The sequence below is a fragment of the Bacillus sp. V33-4 genome (genome assembly GCF_002860225.1).
Lineage (GTDB): Bacteria > Bacillota > Bacilli > Bacillales > Cytobacillaceae > Bacillus_BJ > Bacillus_BJ canaveralius.
Genome location: NZ_PGVC01000012.1, coordinates 38,764 through 55,861, shown reverse-complemented (window position 1 = coordinate 55,861; position 17,098 = coordinate 38,764). Strand labels below are relative to the sequence as shown.

Genomic DNA, 17,098 nt, shown 5'->3' with positions numbered 1-17,098 from the left:
CCTTTCTTAAATGCCTAAACCTAGAGAGAATAAAATGATCGCTAAAATTACCCCGATTGCCGGAACGATAACGGTCAAAGCGCCAACGGCATTATAAGCATCCTGATGGGACTCGCCACAAACCGCTCGTATCGTTGTTACAACGTAACCGTTATGAGGCAAAGAATCCAGGGCTCCTGAAGAAATCGCCGCAACACGGTGAAGGGCTTCCGGATTAACACCCAAATCCATATAATGCGGCGCGATAATTGGCAAAGCAATTGCCTGACCGCCCGATGCGGAACCGGTCATACCCGCAATCACGCTGACAGCAACCGCACCACCAATAAGTGGGCTGCCAGGTATGCTGGTCATCGCGTTGACAGCGGTTTCAAAAGCCGGAACAGCTTTAGCTACCCCACCAAAACCAACTACAGCCGCTGTATTTCCTATCGCGATCAGAGCCCCCATTGTCCCCTCTGAAACCGCACCCCAGAAATTATTGAAATACTTGCGGTTTAATAGATAAGTAGCAATAACACCGCCTAAAAGCGCTATAATAAGGGCGGATTGCTGAAGTGTATCATGAAAGAAGAATGAAATAACCAGAACAACCAGCAATGGTATAAGCCCCATAATCGGATGCGGAAGCTCTCTGCTCACAGTTAATGGATCACCTTCCCGTGAGACAAATTTCTCCCCTTTTTGAACTGCTTTCGTAATCATTCTCTTCAGCCACCAATAGCCGAAAATAATCATAAAGATGGCTACAATTAAACTTACTTCCCATCCTGCATAAGGAGAGGTTCCTAAAAATTCAATCGGAATCCAGTTTTGGATTTCCGGTGACCCTGCCGAAGTCATCGTGAACGTAACGGATCCAAACGCAAGTGCTCCCGGAATAAAGCGTCTTGGAAGATCAGCCTGTTTAAATAAGCTAAGCGCCATCGGATACACTGAGAAGGCAACAACAAACAGGCTTACTCCGCCATAAGTTAAAATAGCACATGCTGCTACCACAGCGATGACGGCATATTTCATGCCGAGTTTATCGACAATATAACGCGATACACTGTCTGCCGCGCCACTATCCTCCATTACTTTTCCGAAAATCGCCCCGAGCAGGAACATTAAATACCACGATGTAACAAATCCAGAAAAGCCGGCCATATAATTACTGACGAAGTTGGCGGCACCTTCTTCGACCAGCTGTGGAAACAATGGCATCCCGCTCAAAACCGCGACAAACAAGGCAGACAATGGACCGACGACAAGCAGGTTCATACCGCGCATTGTCAACCAGATCAATAAAGCCAGACCACCAATTAGTCCAATCATGCTAAGCATTTCTCTTCCCCCTTGTAAAAGTGAATGATCACAAATTATTGCAGTGTTATCCCCGTTTTTACTTCTTCAATCATGAGCTTTGGTTCTGTTGATTCTTGAACCTCTTCAATCGTAAAGCCGTCAAACACTTCAATAAGCTTTAGCCCTTTATCTGTAACATCGATTACGGCACGTTCTGTAATAATGCGTTGAACAACCCCTTTTCCTGTCAACGGTAAACTGCAAGCGTTTACAATTTTCGGATCACCATTTTTTGAAATATGCTCCATGATGACGATGATTTTCTTGGCACCATGGACAAGATCCATTGCGCCGCCCATTCCTTTGATCATCTTGCCGGGAATCATCCAGTTGGCGAGATCGCCATTTTCGGATACTTGCATGCCTCCCAAAATCGCGACATCAATATGTCCGCCACGAATCATCGCGAACGATTCAGCGCTATCAAAATACGAAGCTCCCTTGATCGCGGTAACCGTTTCTTTTCCTGCATTGATGAGATCAGGGTCTACTTCATCCTCGGCCGGATATGAACCAATGCCGAGAAGCCCGTTTTCCGACTGCAGCACAACCTGCTTTCTATTATTAATATAGTTCGCGACAAGCGTCGGCATGCCGATCCCGAGATTTACATAATCACCATCATTAATCTCCATTTCTGCTCTTCTTGCAATTCGTTCACGCAGCTCCATTGGTTTCGCTCCCTTCACAGCGATCTTGTTGTCAATCGTTCAATCCGCTTTTCCTGCCGGGCCATTAACAGTCCCTGCACATAAATCCCCGGCGTGTGGATATGATCGGGGTTTAATTCACCGATTGGCAGCAAATTTTCCACCTCGGCAATCGTGATCTTGCCGGCAGCAGCCATCATCGGATTGAAGTTACGGGCTGTTTTATTGTAGATCAGGTTGCCTGCTTCGTCTCCATAGGCCGCCCTGACTAAGCTAACGTCAGCTTTCAAGGCTGTTTCGAGCACATATTCCTTCCCTTGAAATTCCCTGACCTCTTTGTTCCTTGCGATCACTGTTCCAACTCCGGCCGGAGTAAAGAATGCCGGAATACCTGCTCCACTAGCCCGAATTCTTTCTGCAAGCGTTCCCTGCGGATTCAGTTCAACTTCAATTTCCCCGGCTAAAACTTGTCTCTCAAACTCCTTGTTTTCACCGACATATGAACCGATCATTTTTTTGATTTGCCTGTTTTTTAAAAGTAAGCCCAACCCCCAATCGTCGGTACCGCAATTGTTCGAAATAACGGTAAGTTCCTTTGTTCCTTTGTCGACGAGTGCGAGAATCAGCTGTTCAGGAATTCCGACTAACCCGAAACCGCCGACCATCAATGTTGCACCATCATGGATTTGCGATATTGCTTCGGCAGCACTCGCGTAGATTTTTTTCAATTGACACCCTCCTTTTCTAGATAGTCATTAATATAGATGCAAGAAGTATGCCAAAATGAAAGAACTGTACCCTCTTTGATTTTTCGAATTTTTTGTGAACATTTTTTCCGAAAATTCGGACTCTTAAGCAAGTTATTCCTGCTAGCTTCATAGATCATTAAATTGCTAGTAAACAGCCAGAGTATTTCGTAACCTGTTTCGTCCTTATCTTTGCGGCAGTTTTACTAGAAAGAAAAAAAGTCCGAAAGTCCGGAATCATTTCCGAACTTTCGGACTACAGCAATCGGTATTTATGCAATTTTTCATAAAAGGTCGATTTACTGATTCCAAGTGCCCTGGCCGCAAGCAGCTTATCTTGTTGATATTTTGCAAGGCTTTGCTCTAAAATCAGTTTTTCAGTGTCTTCGAGAATTTCCTTCAATTTTTTCTCACCGAGCGGATAAACAGAAGAGTTTGTTATATAATCCGGCAATGCTTCCATTGTAATCGTTTCACTATTCGACAAGTACACTGACGCTTCAATCACATTTTCGAGCTCGCGGATATTGCCGGGCCAGCTGTAGCTGTTAAGCAGCCGGACAACCCGCGCGTCGATTCCAGTGATCCTTTTTCCGGATTTCCTGGTGATCTTTTTTATAAAAAAATCGGTTAATCCGGGAAGGTCATCCATTCTTTCACGCAGTGGCGGAATCATAAATGGAATGACATTTATCCGGTAAAATAAGTCATCACGAAACTTTTTTTCGCCGAGCATTTTTTCGAGCGGACGATTGGTTGCCGCAATAATTCTGACATCGACGGACAACGGTTTTGTGGAGCCGACCGGTTCAATTTCTTGTTCCTGCAGGGTTCGGAGCAGCTTTACCTGCATATTTCCAGGCATGTCGCCAATTTCATCAAGAAACAGCGTACCCCCGTCAGCGAGCTGGAACTTTCCCTTTTTTCCACCTTTTTTCGCGCCGGTAAATGCCCCTTCTTCATAACCGAACAGTTCCGATTCCAGCAATTGTTCAGGAATTGCCGCACAGTTCATTTTGACAAACGGCTTGTGGCTCCGGGCGCTAAGCCGGTGGATACTGTGGGCAAATAATTCTTTCCCTGTTCCGCTCTCACCTCTAATTAGAACCGAGATATCGCTTGACGCAATCATTTTAACTTTTTCTTTTAAACTGCGAATCTGCTCCGACTCTCCCAATATGTCGTCGAGGCTGTATTTCACACCGCTGTCGATTTCCTGAATATATGAATGAATTTTCGTCAACAAACTCTTCACATGGCTGTTCATTTGCATCCATTCATAGGTATCCTGAAAAAAAACCGTCCCAAAAGCGCCGATTACTTCACCATTTGAGAAGATCGGCACACGGTTGGCAATCATATAATTACCTCTAATGTATTGCAGATCAGCAATTTCCTCTTTACCCGTTTCTGCTACAATATGCATCCTTGAGTTTTCAATGACGTTAGTGACGTGCCTACCGATCACTTCATCACGATCCACCTCTAAAAACTCGCAATATTTTCTATTCATATATATAATCTTGCCGTCCCGATCAACCACAACAAGAGAACCGAAAGCGTTCTCAATTATCGTCTCAATGATATCAACCGGGAGCTCCAGCAACGGTTGTTTCATTAGCCTCCCCCTATCATGAATGATGACTATATTTTATCACATTTTTCTGAATATAAATCTGCACTATTCGCTGCAGTTGGGCTGGCATCCGCGCCCCCTCTTTCGCGGATACTGGTCTTATCGCGGATATATCGTCCTATTTCGCAGATATATCATCTTTTTCGCGGATATATCGTCCTTTTTCACGGATATATCATCCTTTTTCGCGGATATCGTCCTTTTCGCAGATATATCATCTGTTTCGCGGATAAATCAAATCAGCCACCTGAAGTCCGCACAGGTGGCTAATCCTACAGTATTAAGAGGCATGTACTGCCAAGTGTTTTGTTTCCTTTATTTTGCGATCATAAATAATCGTTGTGAAAATGGCGATGACAAATAATCCGATGAGGACGGCAAACAGGATCGGCATCCCGTATAAGTCCGCCAAAATTCCGCCAAGCAATGGACCGATCATTCTGCCGCCGGTTGCTGTGCTGTTGACGACTCCCTGATAAAAGCCTTCCCGCCCTTTTGGTGCGAGGTCATGGGCAATCGTCGGGATGGCTGGCCAAACCAGCATTTCACCTACTGTCATGATCACCATTGCAGCCGCAAATGCCGTAAATTGATCTGCTCCGGAAGCGACAATGAAAGAACTAATAAAAATAAAGATACCGATGATGATTTGCGACTTTAACGTCTTTGCGAAATGCTTCACCATTTTATTCATAAGCGGTTGCGCAATGACAATCAGCGCACCATTGATCGTCCACAACAAGCTGTATTTCTCCAATGAAATATTGATTTCCTGCGTATAGGCAGCAATCGTCGACTGCCATTGCACGTATCCGACCCAGCACAATAAATATCCCGCACACAGAATCAGCAAGGCATAAAGTTTTGCCTGGTTTTTAATTGGACTATTTTCATTCAGAATTGTTGTTTGGGCTGCGGGATCAGCGTTAATTCCTTTGTAGCCAAAAACAGCAATCAGTAAAAAGACGATATACATCAGTACGTTAGCGAGGAAAATTAATTGGAACGAATAAGCTGCGACGAGCCCGCCGAGAGCGGCCCCGACTGCAACACCAAGGTTTTGCGCAACATAAATCGCATTAAACGCCCTTCTTCCCCCTTCTTTCCAAACTGAGCCAGCCATGGCATACATCGATGGAAAGACAATTCCCGAACCAAAGCCTATTATGGTTAGAAAGAACACATAGAAAATCCAGCTGTGAAAAAACGTTAAGCCAATTAAAGACAAAACGGTTATGACAATTCCAAGAAGGATAGATTTATAGCCGCCAATTTTATCAAAAAGGCTGCCGCCGTATAAATTCCCGACCACACTTGCTGCTGCGTTAAGCATCAGCACAATTCCGGCAACCGACAGGGATTTGCCTAAATGGTCATGAATATAGATGGTATTTAAAGGCCATAAAAAAGAAGAGCCTGTTACATTCACTGCCATTCCGATAACAAGAAGCCATAATGGACGCGGCATGAAAAACGCTCCTTTTCATAAAAGTATTTGCGAACACCAGAATTATTCTAGTGCTTTTTATGAAACTGCGCAATACATTTTCGCACCCATTTTTTAAATATCAATGTCCTTCATCGAGGTAATGAAGGACAACATTGGGTGATTTACCTTGGGAAATGTCCTTCATCCAGGTAATGAACGACAAAACTGTGTGATTTACCTTGGGAAATGTGCTTCATCCAGGTAATGAAGCACAACATTGGCTGATTTACCTTAGGAAAAGTCCTTCATCCAGGTAATGAAGTACAACATTGGGTGATTAACCTTCGGAAGTGTCCTTCATCCAGGTAATGAAGGACAACACGAAGATGCCCGAATCAATCGCCAGTGCGATCCTCTTTGACCAATCGATTGTCAATTACCGCCCGATGCTGGCAACGATACAAAAACCTGTTCTCCTCTGTTTTGGCAGAGAGGAAAAGTTGATCCCTGTTGCCGCCGGGGAGTATTTACATGAGCATATCGCGAATTCCGAGCTGATTATTTTTGAAAATAGCTGCATTGCCCGTTTCTTGAAGAGACAGATCTTTTCAACAAGACGGTCGATGAGTTTCTTTTCAAGCTTAATAAATAATTCTCCTTATTTTGCATGTAAATTAACAAAAAAAATGGGCCGAGCCAAACATCACCCAATGTGACTTTTGGCTTGCCCTTTTCGATAGGAAAATTAATGGAACTCAACATCAATTTTTTTCTGATCTCCGTTTTGGTCATTTAATTTAGGCATGCGAATATCGAGGATACCGTTCTTGTACGTTGCTTTCGCATCACCTTCTGTGGAAACACGGGAAGGTAAACTGATCGTACGCTGGAAGCGTCCGGAAAAGCGTTCTTTCCGGTGGATATTCTCTTCCTTGACTTCATTTTCCCGGCTTATTGTGCCGCTAATCGAAAGAACATTCGTATCAATATTGATATTCACATCTTCTTTCTTTTCCAGGCCCGGAATATCACATGTAGCAACCACTTCATGTTCCGTTTCGTACACATCGATTTTCGGAACGCCAAAGTCATGATTGAAACCAGTTGTAAGCGAAGGAAAATCGGAAGAGAAGAAGTGATTTAATTCTCTTCTCATATTATTAAGATGCCGAAATGGTTCAAATGGAATTAACGACATAGTTATCGCCTCCGATAAGAAACTATCTTTCACAAGTAGATTTCCTTATTGATATCACAAAGGATTAACTGGTGTTTCACTTGATTCTGCTCTTTTCATCAGATCGGGTAAATTGTTTCTGTTGTCGACCTTGATTGTCCTTGTTGCTTGAAGACCCGACTTTTTAAATTCTTTTTGAAGGAAGCGTTCGATTGCTCTGCGTCTGCGTCCTGCTTTTGTAGCCATCTTTGAATCCTCCTTTTTGAATCCGTATGAAAAATAAGCAGTTTTTGTTACACCTTAAAACTTGTCCTCATATTCTCTGAGATCATCTCTGTCGTAAAAATAGGGGTCGTAATCGTATTCGTTCATGTATAGATAATCGATGTAAGCCTCTTCCACAGCTGCCCTGCACGTTGTACAGTAAGGACGGTCTCTCTGCCAGAAAGCGAGTTCTTTACCGCAATAAATACACGCATCTGTCATACCTATCCCCTCCCAACAGAATTGGAATAACTTTTTACACTTTTAATATAAGAAAAGACAAATCAGCTTTCAACATCAAAAATAATCGATTATGCTGTCTATCTTTTTATTTTTCCGCGTTTTGTCCATAAAAATGGTTCATTTCTCAGATTTTCTTGGTTTTTCAGCGGTTTTTAAGCTGCTACATAACATTGTTATGCCGGTCCCATCTTGAAGAATACTCCGTAATAGCAGGATTTTCATTTGGATAAAGAAAGACATCATGCTACAATTTTTCTTATGTATATTGTACTTGACGGAGGTTGAGCTAAGGTTGATTCAGAATAGCCGATTTTTCTATTCAGCTGATGATAAACGCTACCATACTTGGAATTACCATTTACGACAAACATTTGGACATAAAGTTTTCAAGGTTGCTTTAGATGCTGGCTTTGATTGCCCGAATCGGGACGGGACGGTTGCGCATGGAGGCTGCACATTTTGCAGTGTAGCCGGTTCCGGTGACTTTGCCGGAAACAGGGCCGAGGATATTGAAACACAGTTTTTCAAAATCAAAGAAAAAATGCACCACAAATGGAAAGACGGCAAGTATATGGCGTATTTTCAGGCATTCACGAATACACACGCCCCTGTTGAGGTATTAAGGGAAAAGTTCGAGGCAGCACTTCAGCAAGATGGGGTTGTCGGGCTTTCGATCGCAACAAGGCCTGATTGTCTCCCGGACAATGTTGTAGAGTACCTGGCAGAATTGAATGAAAGAACTTATTTGTGGGTTGAGCTTGGTTTACAGACGGTGCATGAACGGACAGCGCTTTTAATTAACCGCGCCCATAACTTTCAATGCTACAAGGACGGTGTTGCCAAGCTGAGAAAGCATGGAATTCGCATCTGCTCACATATTATTAATGGCCTTCCCCTTGAAACACCGGAAATGATGATGATAACAGCGGAGGAAGTAGCCAAGTTGAATGTGCAGGGAATAAAAATTCACCTGCTTCATTTGCTTAAAGGAACGCCAATGGTGAAGCAATATGAAAAAGGAATGCTCGAATTTCTGCCGTTCAACGATTACGTAAACTTGGTTTGTGACCAGCTCGAGATGTTACCACCTGAAATGATTGTCCATCGAATCACAGGGGACGGCCCGATTGACTTGATGATCGGACCGATGTGGAGCGTCAATAAATGGGAAGTGTTAAATTCAATTGATACGGAACTAAAGCGCCGGAACAGCTGGCAGGGCAAGCTCTATCAAACAGTGAAAGTGCTTTAGTATCATGCCCTTGATCCGAAAAGTCGCATTGGAGGGTTAATGATGAAGCTTGAACGAATTTTGCCATTTGCGAAAACTTTATTGATTAGTGCGGTTCAGCCGGGGGACATCGTTGTAGATGCAACGCTTGGCAACGGACACGATGCACTTTTTTTGGCAAATCTTGTCGGTCCTGAGGGAAGGGTTTACGGTTTTGATATTCAGCAGAACGCGATTCTTGCAAGCAAAGCGAGGCTTGCTGAGCATGACTTGCTTGACCGTGCCACCCTGTTTCATAAAGGTCACCAGCATATAATCGACGCCATTCCGGCCGCCGATCATGGAAGAATTACAGGCGCCATCTTCAATTTGGGTTATTTACCGGGCGGCGATAAAGAAATTGTTACCCGGCCAGAGACAACCATTGCATCTGTCGAACAATTGCTTGAGATTATCGCACCTGAGGGGATCATCGTTCTTGTTATTTATCACGGACATCAGGAAGGGGGGGTTGAACGCGACAAACTTCTTCAATACTTGCAGGAGCTTGATCAAAATATCGCCCACGTGCTTCAATATCGATTTATCAACCAAAAGAATAATCCCCCTTTTATCATTGCCATCGAAAAAAGGTAGCAAAAAACGGAGCATGAAATCATCTGCTCCGTTTTTACATTCATATTAAAGCTTATTTAATAAGGATCGCATTAAACCGATCGGCATCCACTTTTGCATCATTCGATATGCTCTGCCGTTTATGTAAAAAAAGAAACTGACTGACCCGCCCTTTTTTATCATTGCCTTTGCAAGCTTGCGGACACGCTTCTGCTGCCGGACCTTTTCGTCCGATAGATAGACTCCCAGCAGCCCCCTATTGATCAATTGATGGAAGCGTTTATGGGGAAGATTATCTGTATGACGATCTGCCTCGCTCAGGAAATGCTCCAATCTGCTGAACATTTTTTCTTGATCATCATAATAAAAGCAAAAATTTAAATCGCCGCCGGCAAGGTCCTCTTCCTGGTCAATGAAATAGTCGAGTAGTATATGCAATCCTTGTATGTACGGGAAGTACCCGTTTTTGATAATATCTGCATCTTCAGCACGGAAACCCGCGCTCATTGCATAGGAGATTAAACAAAAAATACCGAGCGTGGAACCTGAGCACGCAGAAAACTCATACCATTCCATTTCGGGCATTGCGCCCTTGTGATCGTCAAACCATATTTGCAGGCGTTCCACTCTTTCATCAACTGCGACGTGTTTATGAATTTGCAAATCACAATAATAACGGCACAATTCAAGCAAATGTGATTTTATAAGTGAATAATTTCTGCTATTGGAAAGCACTTCACGACACGTCCCGGCAAGGTCGGCCAGGTAATTGCCATCGTCCTGGTCTTGTCTTAGACGATAATAGTTTTTCGGTTCTGCCCCGATCGTTAACGCATCTGCCATCGATTCATGCAAAGCCTGGAAATCAGCAGGATCGAGCGAGGTGCTTCGGTCACAAAGGTTATCCAAGTAATCGCTGATCGTTTGATAAGCCACTATAAATCGAATCGCTTCTTTATAATTTTCCTTTGCAAGCAAAGCCAGAATTGCGCCGCCCTCACAATGAAATGTTTTGTGTTGGATGCTTGCGAGTGCCTGTTTACGCAGTTCCTGATTGGGGATGCTGGCAGCCCGCTCCTTCCAATAGTTCAGCTCTTTATGTACTACCGGAAATACTTTTCTGTACACTTTTGACATTAAGCTGAGCGGCTCGATAGGAATCGACATTTCTTCACCCTCCGTTAAACCAGATAGCCAATCACCTTTAATTGGCTGATCACGAAATCCTTCGCATATTCAAACACATCTTCACGTTCCGGTTCATTAAAAATTTCATGGTAACAGTTTGGCCATTCTTTAAATCGTTTTTCGGAAAGGGGAACCTGATTAAACCAATCCTTAACGTTGGCCTTGTTGACTATTTTGTCATTCCCGGCTTGCATGACAAGCATCGGAATATCCTGGGTTGCTTCCATATTTTCATATACTTCCTTCATCGCACTTATCATTTCGCGATACCATCTTACCGACACTTTTGTGATATAAAGAGAATCATTTAAATCGGCATCGCGGACGTCCTCATTACGTGTTGCCATGTCGACCGTTAACCCGGAATCAATCCGAAAGGAAGGAACGATAAGATTCAAACCGAGGGAAATTGCATTCAGCATTTTTGACGGGTATTCGACAAGCCCAAGGCAAGGCGATGATAAAATCACTCCGGCGATATTCAATTCCACTTCCTGCAGAAGTTTGATCGAGATAAGCCCGCCGAGGCTGTGTCCGACAAGAAACACCGGCAGATTAAATTGGTAGGCTGCCTGTATCCAATCCTTTACTTCTGTTAAATATTCATCGAAGGAATCGATATGCCCCCGTCTCGATCTTGTTGTCATCCCCTGACCGGGAAGATCGCCCATGATTACGTGAAAGCCTGATAAACGCCACATCTCAATTAGCCAGCCATAGCGGCGGTGATGTTCCATAGCCCCATGAACCATCACTATAACTGCTTTTGCTTCTCCTTCAGCTTCCCATTTCCACATACAATCTTCCTCCTGTAACTAACAATAAATAATTTCGCCCATAGGTCTATTTGAAATATATCATATTCTCCGGTAAATACCGTTAAAAAAGCTTTGAGACAAACTTTAAAACTTTCGGTAAAATCAAATTGTAAGATAACAGTAAAGGAGAATGAACATGATTTATCCATACAATGGAAAAACACCCCGAATAGCTCCAACCGTGTTTCTTGCTGATCATGTTACCGTCACCGGGGATGTGAAGATCGGAGAAGAGTCAAGCATTTGGTTTAATACCGTCATTAGAGGGGATGTCGCCCCAACGATTATTGGCAAAAGGGTGAACATACAGGACAATTCCGTTCTCCATCAAAGCCCCAATCATCCACTCATCATTGAAGATGAAGTCACCGTTGGACACCAGGTGATCCTGCACAGCTGCCTAATTCGCCAAAAAGCATTAATCGGCATGGGCTCAATCATTTTGGATGAGGCCGAAATTGGCGAAGGAGCTTTTATCGGCGCCGGAAGCCTTGTCCCGCAAGGAAAAAAGATTCCGCCTAATAGTCTGGCATTTGGCAGACCCGCAAAAGTGATCAGACAATTGACAGATGAAGATAAGCAGGATATGGAGCGGATCTCCAGGGAGTATGTTGAAAAAGGCCAGTATTATAAAGCCCTAAAAAAATAGTATTTTTCCCGAATCCGGCAATCCACTTTTCCTGCAGGCACCTGAGCATAGCAAACTCATTATTTATTATTGAATAACAGGCCTTAACATATACTGCTTTCAATCCGATAATAAGCCTATAGATTTGTTAATGGGTGATATAGATGAATATATTTTTAATATCAGGGCTGCTGCTCATCTCTCTGCTACTCCTGATTACTTTTATAAAAAAAATGAGTCCCTGGAAGTACGCCTTTATGCTAGTGTTTATCGCGCTGGTTACTTGTGGTGCCTTCTTAATGGACAACTCCGATAATCAGGTGGCAAAAGCGGTTGAAACAATCAAAAATTTTGTCAATAGATCTGACAATGAAGCACTATCGGCTCTCCCTGATGATCGCGATTTTTCGATTATTAAAATTGAGCCCAATGTGCTCCTTGATGCTCCTGCTGTATCACAATTTCCCGAGCTGCCGCGCGGCTGCGAAGTAACGAGCCTAGCGATGCTCCTTCAGGCCGCAAACGTCCAGGTGGATAAAATGACGCTTGCTGAGCAGATAAAAAAAGATCCTACTCCTTTCCAAATCTCTGGGGGACAAATCTTTTTCGGTAACCCGCATGACGGCTTTGTCGGAAGCATGTATTCTTATCATGAACCCGGCCTCGGCGTTTACCACGAGCCAATTGCACAATTAGCAGAAACGTACCTGCCCGGGAAAATCCTTGATATGACCGGCTCCCGCTTTGAAGAGTTAAAAATTCACCTTTCCGACGGCAGACCAGTGTGGGTAATTACAAACACTCGCTATAAAAAGCTTGAAAACAGCCAATTTCAAACGTGGAACACACCAACCGGACAAGTCAAGGTAACTGCCAGGGAACACTCCGTGCTGATCACCGGTTATGATCAAGATTTTGTTTATTTTAATGACCCGCTTAGCGGCGAAAAAAATAAAAAAGCACCCATCACCGACTTTGAACAGGCCTGGGTGCAAATGGGAAGCCAGGCAATCACATTTCTATCCCGTTAATAACGATGCAGTAATTTTGACGGGGCTGTCTAAAAAGTCCCTATAACAGTAAAGAAGCTGGGTGAAAACGAATCGTTTTCATCCAGCTTCTTTTTTGTCCTTATTGGTTCAAGGAAAGTGGCGAGGCGGGTGCCCGCCACTTTCAATAGGTTGTGTGCCAGTGCCACAATCCCAAACTCGACATGCACCTTGTCGAGTCCTCTCAGGGAAAACCGGCGGAACGACCGATTGCCCTTGATGTGGCCAAAAACGCTCTCTACCTCGATTTTTCGTCGGGAATAGATGGCGGCTTTGTATTCACTCTCAAGGGCTGTTTTTGCCTTCGTCTTCATTTCTTCAAAAACCGGATTCCATTGTACCTGCCGGTTTCCTTTGGCCTTGGTGCACTGTGGTTTCAATGGGCAATCTGTACAATCTTCGCATTCATAGATTTTGTAGCTTTGTTCAAATCCGGACTTATTCTTCTTCGTTTGATATCTTCTGAATGTAACCTTCCGGTTATTGGGGCAGATGAAACAATCGTCTGTTTCGTCATATGCCCAGTTCTTTGCATTTTTGATATCCTTTTTGGCCCTCTTCGTCTTATCCTTCAAATAAGTTCCGTAAGGAATGAGAAAGTCAAACTTGGGCTCTTTTTCTTCTCCAACCGCATACAAATAGTTTTCCTCGCTCCCATATCCTGCGTCCGCTACAACGGTTTTTGGCATTGGCAATGAAGAGGCTGCGAGCTTCTCCAGATGCGGGATGAAGCAGCGCGTGTCTGTCGGGCGCTGATGGAGAGTATAGAACAGGATGAATTGATTTTCCGTTGCCATCTGAACGTTGTAGCCAGGCTTAAGCTGGCCGTTTTTCATATGGTCTTCCTTCATCCGCATGAAGGTTGCGTCCTTGTCGGTCTTGGAATAACTGTTGCGGTCTCCGAATGTTTCGTTTTGGACTTGGTACTTGGCAAGCCTTGGCAGGAAATTCTCGCGGATCAGCTTGACGGATTTCTTCCAGGCACTGCGCTTTTTCCGAAGCTCCTTACGAACCTCGCTGCTTGTCTCCTTACCGATTTCCTCTGTTAAGGTGGCTATATGCGTTTCCGCTTCTATTGCGATTTCTTCCAATCCGGCAGGATTCCCTTTTTCCTTGATGCCTTCCTTCAGGATCTCAAGCTCTTCCGCCTTTACCGTTTCCTCGATGTATTGCAGGGTTTCCTTGATTTTTTCTTTTAATTTTTCTTCGTATTTTGCGGTTGATTTTTTCCATATAAAAGAATACTTGTTGGCATCGGCTTCAATTTTCGTTCCATCCAAAAAGTAGTTCTCCATCGTAATATAGTTTTGCTCGATAAGCTTGAGGGTCATGGCCTCGAACAGCTCATCCATCATGGCCTTCATCCGTCTGCCCCGGAATTCATTGATGGTGCGGTAATCAGGATTTTGCATCGCCGCAAGCCACATGGCAGGTAGGTTCTCCTGTATGAATTTTTCGATGCCACGGCAGGAGTACACCTTTTGGGAATAGGCAAAAAGGATGACTTTGAGCATCATCTTCGGGTGGAATGATGGCCTTCCGCCACCTGGATAATGGGAAAAAAGCAGTTCATCAGAGAGGGATTCTATCATCTCGTCGACCACACGTGAAATATGATGGTCGGGAATCAGTTCCTGGATATCGAAGATGATCTGGCTTTGCCGGTTATTGTAGGGTTTGAATGTAGGGGGATAATGTTTCTTGGAGACCACATTTTCTTCTTTTGCCTCTAGTGGGAGACTGGTTTGCGTGGTATAATTCTCTTTAGTAATCGAAAGATTGCACATAAAAAAATCGTCCTTTCCGGAATGTTGGTGTGGTAACTATCATTTTACAGGAAGAGACGATTTTTTTGTGCTTTTTTTTATAAAAAAAGGGCTCCGGAAAGTTAGTCAACCTGACTTTCTGGACAGCCCCTTTGCATAGAAACAAATCATAAAAGACAAAAGCCCTTTTGTTGCAAAAGGGCCTGGGTTTTCATTAATTTTCAATAGAGGTCTGATATGATTTTTTCATTTCAAATTCTGTCTGGAACGCATACTTTTTCTCGACATACACATCGTGCCAAAGCATAAACATCAGCACCGTCCAGATTTTCCGGCTGTTATCCGCTTTATTTTGGCAATGGTCATCAAGCAGGTTCAATAAATATTGTTTGTTAATGAGATGGTCCGTGTTGCTTTCGCGGATCATTTTTTTCGCCCAATCAATCATTTCATCCTTTAACCAGTGGCGGATTGGAACAGGGAAGCCAAGCTTTTTGCGGTTCAGCACATGATCGGGAACAATTCCTTCAGCAGCTTTCCGTAAAATATACTTCGTTGTTCCGTTTGCCGTTTTCAGGCTGGTTGGAATTTTCGAAGCAATTTCAAACACGGCTTTATCAAGAAATGGAACACGCAGCTCCAGTGAATGAGCCATCGTCATTTTATCAGCTTTCAAGAGAATATCGCCGCGCATCCATGTGTGAATATCAATATATTGCATCCGGTCAACTGGATCATAGCCATCACTTTCTTCATATAACGGCTTTGTTATGTCCCTATAGTTTAAACGGTTGTTATATACATTAAGGATGTCGCGTTTTTCTTCCTCCGTAAACATTTTCGCATTGCCAATATAGCGTTCCTCCATTGGAGTGACGCCTCTTTCAATAAAGCTTTTACCTCTCATGCCATCCGGCATCATGCGGGCAATTCCTTTCAGCATCGCTTTACCTGTCCGCGGAATTTTGTTAAAAACTTCAAGTGACTGCGGCTCCCGGTAAATATTATAACCTCCGAACAATTCGTCGGCACCCTCACCCGACAGCACCACAGTGACATGCTTTCTTGCTTCCCGCGCCACAAAGTACAGCGGCACGGCAGCCGCGTCGGCAAGAGGATCATCCATATGCCACATGATTTTCGGCAGTTCATCCATATATTCTTGCGCGGTAATCACATGGCTAATATTTTCGACACCCAGCTTTTCAGCCGTCTCTTTTGCCACATCAATTTCACTGAAGCCGTTTCGTTCAAATCCAACCGAGAAGGTTTTAATAGCCGGATGAAATTCTTTAGCGATTGAAGCAATAATCGAAGAATCAATTCCGCCTGACAGGAAAGACCCTACCGGCACATCGCTTCGCATATGAATTTTAACCGAATCGAAAAGAACATCTTTAATTTCTTTAATGTAATCTTGCTCCGACTGTTGGACCGGACGGAAGGCCGCTTTCCAATAGCGCGTCATTTCCATCGGTGCACCAATTTTTTTTATAAAATAATGCCCCGGTTCCAGTTTGCGGATTCCCTCTGACATCGTTTCCGGCTCAGGGACAAATTGATAGGTTAAATAATGCTGGAGCGCCTCATAATTGAGAACGTCATTTTCAAGTGCAAGCAGAATGCTTTTCTTTTCTGACGCAAAGAATGTTCTTTCCCCGTCATCGAAGTAGAAGAACGGCTTAATTCCAAACGGATCTCTGGCGCCGTATAAAGTTTCCTCTTGCTTATCCCAAATTACAAAGGAAAACATGCCACGCAGTTTTTCCACTGCTTTTTCTTTTAGATGGCTGTAAAGGGCAATAATTACCTCAGTATCTGAATGGGTTGCAAATGACAATCCTTCATTCAGCAGCTCGTCGCGAAGCTCTACATAGTTATAAATTTCCCCATTGAAAATGATCCAGTAACGTTCATTTTCATAGGTTAATGGCTGATGGCCGCTTTCGATATCTATAATGCTCAACCGGCGGAACCCGAACTGAATATGATCATCAAAATAATAACCGTCATCATCAGGGCCGCGGTGCGTAATAATCTTGTTCATATTTTTAAATTGTTGTTTTTGATCATCTTGAAAAGCCTGTGCTTTCTCATGTACACAACCAATAAAACCACACATTATGTACTTCACCTACTCCATTTCTTCGTGAGAATTGTTCTTTTATAAATACATACTATCTAATAGTACCATAATCATTGTAAAAAGGCAGAGCATTTCAGTAATAATCAACGGGAAATTCAAGGGAACTATTTCCATTCCATGCCAAATATCGTCCTGTATCATTGGACGAAAAAAGAAAAAAGGAGT

General features: G+C 43.5%; 17 protein-coding genes. 5 read left to right on the top strand and 12 right to left on the bottom strand.

Translation table 11 applies throughout. The features are described from left to right. Window positions 1-6 precede the first annotated feature (6 nt). From CVD23_RS05030 to CVD23_RS05010, 5 genes are all read right to left on the bottom strand, one after another. On the bottom strand, window positions 7-1,326 hold the full coding sequence (locus tag CVD23_RS05030; protein WP_101665370.1) for a GntP family permease: 1,320 nt from the start codon (window positions 1,324-1,326) through the stop codon (window positions 7-9). 35 nt (window positions 1,327-1,361) lie between these two features. Continuing rightward, window positions 1,362-2,018, bottom strand: a complete 657-nt coding sequence (locus CVD23_RS05025) for a 3-oxoacid CoA-transferase subunit B (RefSeq protein ID WP_101665369.1) — start codon at window positions 2,016-2,018, stop codon at window positions 1,362-1,364. 14 nt (window positions 2,019-2,032) lie between these two features. Beyond that, complete coding sequence (locus tag CVD23_RS05020; protein ID WP_101665368.1) at window positions 2,033-2,725, bottom strand: CoA transferase subunit A; 693 nt, start codon at window positions 2,723-2,725, stop codon at window positions 2,033-2,035. Between the two features lie 274 nt (window positions 2,726-2,999). Beyond that, window positions 3,000-4,361 carry a sigma-54 interaction domain-containing protein gene (locus CVD23_RS05015; RefSeq protein ID WP_101665367.1) on the bottom strand — a complete coding sequence of 454 codons (1,362 nt, stop codon included), beginning with the start codon at window positions 4,359-4,361 and terminating at the stop codon, window positions 3,000-3,002. Between the two features lie 298 nt (window positions 4,362-4,659). Continuing rightward, window positions 4,660-5,847 carry an MDR family MFS transporter gene (locus CVD23_RS05010; RefSeq protein WP_101576385.1) on the bottom strand — a complete coding sequence of 396 codons (1,188 nt, stop codon included), beginning with the start codon at window positions 5,845-5,847 and terminating at the stop codon, window positions 4,660-4,662. Window positions 5,848-6,194: 347 nt separating this feature from the next. On the opposite strand from CVD23_RS05010, the gene CVD23_RS05005 reads away from it, so the two are divergent. Further along, window positions 6,195-6,524: an alpha/beta fold hydrolase gene (locus tag CVD23_RS05005; protein ID WP_374702616.1), complete on the top strand. Its 330-nt coding sequence runs from the start codon at window positions 6,195-6,197 to the stop codon at window positions 6,522-6,524. A gap of 29 nt (window positions 6,525-6,553) precedes the next feature. On the opposite strand, the gene CVD23_RS05000 is transcribed toward CVD23_RS05005, so the two are convergent. Genes CVD23_RS05000 through CVD23_RS04995 form a run of 3 tightly spaced genes read right to left on the bottom strand, consistent with a single transcriptional unit; the run spans window position 6,554 to window position 7,471 of the window. Beyond that, window positions 6,554-7,006: an Hsp20/alpha crystallin family protein gene (locus CVD23_RS05000; protein WP_101576386.1), complete on the bottom strand. Its 453-nt coding sequence runs from the start codon at window positions 7,004-7,006 to the stop codon at window positions 6,554-6,556. A gap of 54 nt (window positions 7,007-7,060) precedes the next feature. After that, complete coding sequence (locus CVD23_RS21815) at window positions 7,061-7,231, bottom strand: hypothetical protein (protein ID WP_180955540.1); 171 nt, start codon at window positions 7,229-7,231, stop codon at window positions 7,061-7,063. A 54-nt stretch (window positions 7,232-7,285) separates the two neighbouring features. Beyond that, window positions 7,286-7,471 (bottom strand): hypothetical protein, encoded by a 186-nt coding sequence (locus CVD23_RS04995; RefSeq protein ID WP_101576387.1) that lies wholly within the window; start codon window positions 7,469-7,471, stop codon window positions 7,286-7,288. Window positions 7,472-7,784: 313 nt separating this feature from the next. On the opposite strand from CVD23_RS04995, the gene CVD23_RS04990 reads away from it, so the two are divergent. Together CVD23_RS04990 and CVD23_RS04985 are read left to right on the top strand one after the other, a co-directional pair. Next, window positions 7,785-8,744, top strand: coding sequence for a TIGR01212 family radical SAM protein (locus CVD23_RS04990; protein WP_101576388.1), 960 nt, complete (start codon window positions 7,785-7,787; stop codon window positions 8,742-8,744). Window positions 8,745-8,786: 42 nt separating this feature from the next. Further along, window positions 8,787-9,359, top strand: coding sequence for a class I SAM-dependent methyltransferase (locus tag CVD23_RS04985; RefSeq protein WP_101576389.1), 573 nt, complete (start codon window positions 8,787-8,789; stop codon window positions 9,357-9,359). A gap of 45 nt (window positions 9,360-9,404) precedes the next feature. Here the strand turns inward: CVD23_RS04985 and CVD23_RS04980 are convergent, their stop codons facing one another. Both CVD23_RS04980 and CVD23_RS04975 read right to left on the bottom strand, forming a co-directional pair. Beyond that, window positions 9,405-10,505: a tetraprenyl-beta-curcumene synthase family protein gene (locus CVD23_RS04980; protein WP_101576390.1), complete on the bottom strand. Its 1,101-nt coding sequence runs from the start codon at window positions 10,503-10,505 to the stop codon at window positions 9,405-9,407. Window positions 10,506-10,519: 14 nt separating this feature from the next. Continuing rightward, window positions 10,520-11,323 (bottom strand): alpha/beta hydrolase, encoded by an 804-nt coding sequence (locus CVD23_RS04975; RefSeq protein WP_101576391.1) that lies wholly within the window; start codon window positions 11,321-11,323, stop codon window positions 10,520-10,522. A 157-nt stretch (window positions 11,324-11,480) separates the two neighbouring features. On the opposite strand from CVD23_RS04975, the gene CVD23_RS04970 reads away from it, so the two are divergent. Together CVD23_RS04970 and CVD23_RS04965 are read left to right on the top strand one after the other, a co-directional pair. Further along, complete coding sequence (locus CVD23_RS04970) at window positions 11,481-11,993, top strand: gamma carbonic anhydrase (RefSeq protein WP_101576392.1); 513 nt, start codon at window positions 11,481-11,483, stop codon at window positions 11,991-11,993. Window positions 11,994-12,136: 143 nt separating this feature from the next. Next, the gene (locus CVD23_RS04965) at window positions 12,137-13,003 is read left to right on the top strand and encodes a C39 family peptidase (RefSeq protein WP_101576393.1); all 867 of its coding nucleotides are present in this window, start codon (window positions 12,137-12,139) and stop codon (window positions 13,001-13,003) included. Window positions 13,004-13,032: 29 nt separating this feature from the next. Here the strand turns inward: CVD23_RS04965 and CVD23_RS04960 are convergent, their stop codons facing one another. Both CVD23_RS04960 and asnB read right to left on the bottom strand, forming a co-directional pair. Continuing rightward, entirely contained in the window at window positions 13,033-14,808 is a 1,776-nt protein-coding gene (locus tag CVD23_RS04960) for an IS1182 family transposase (RefSeq protein ID WP_125928413.1), read from the bottom strand. A 193-nt stretch (window positions 14,809-15,001) separates the two neighbouring features. Beyond that, the gene (gene asnB, locus CVD23_RS04955; RefSeq protein WP_101576394.1) at window positions 15,002-16,909 is read right to left on the bottom strand and encodes an asparagine synthase (glutamine-hydrolyzing); all 1,908 of its coding nucleotides are present in this window, start codon (window positions 16,907-16,909) and stop codon (window positions 15,002-15,004) included. Window positions 16,910-17,098 lie beyond the last annotated feature (189 nt).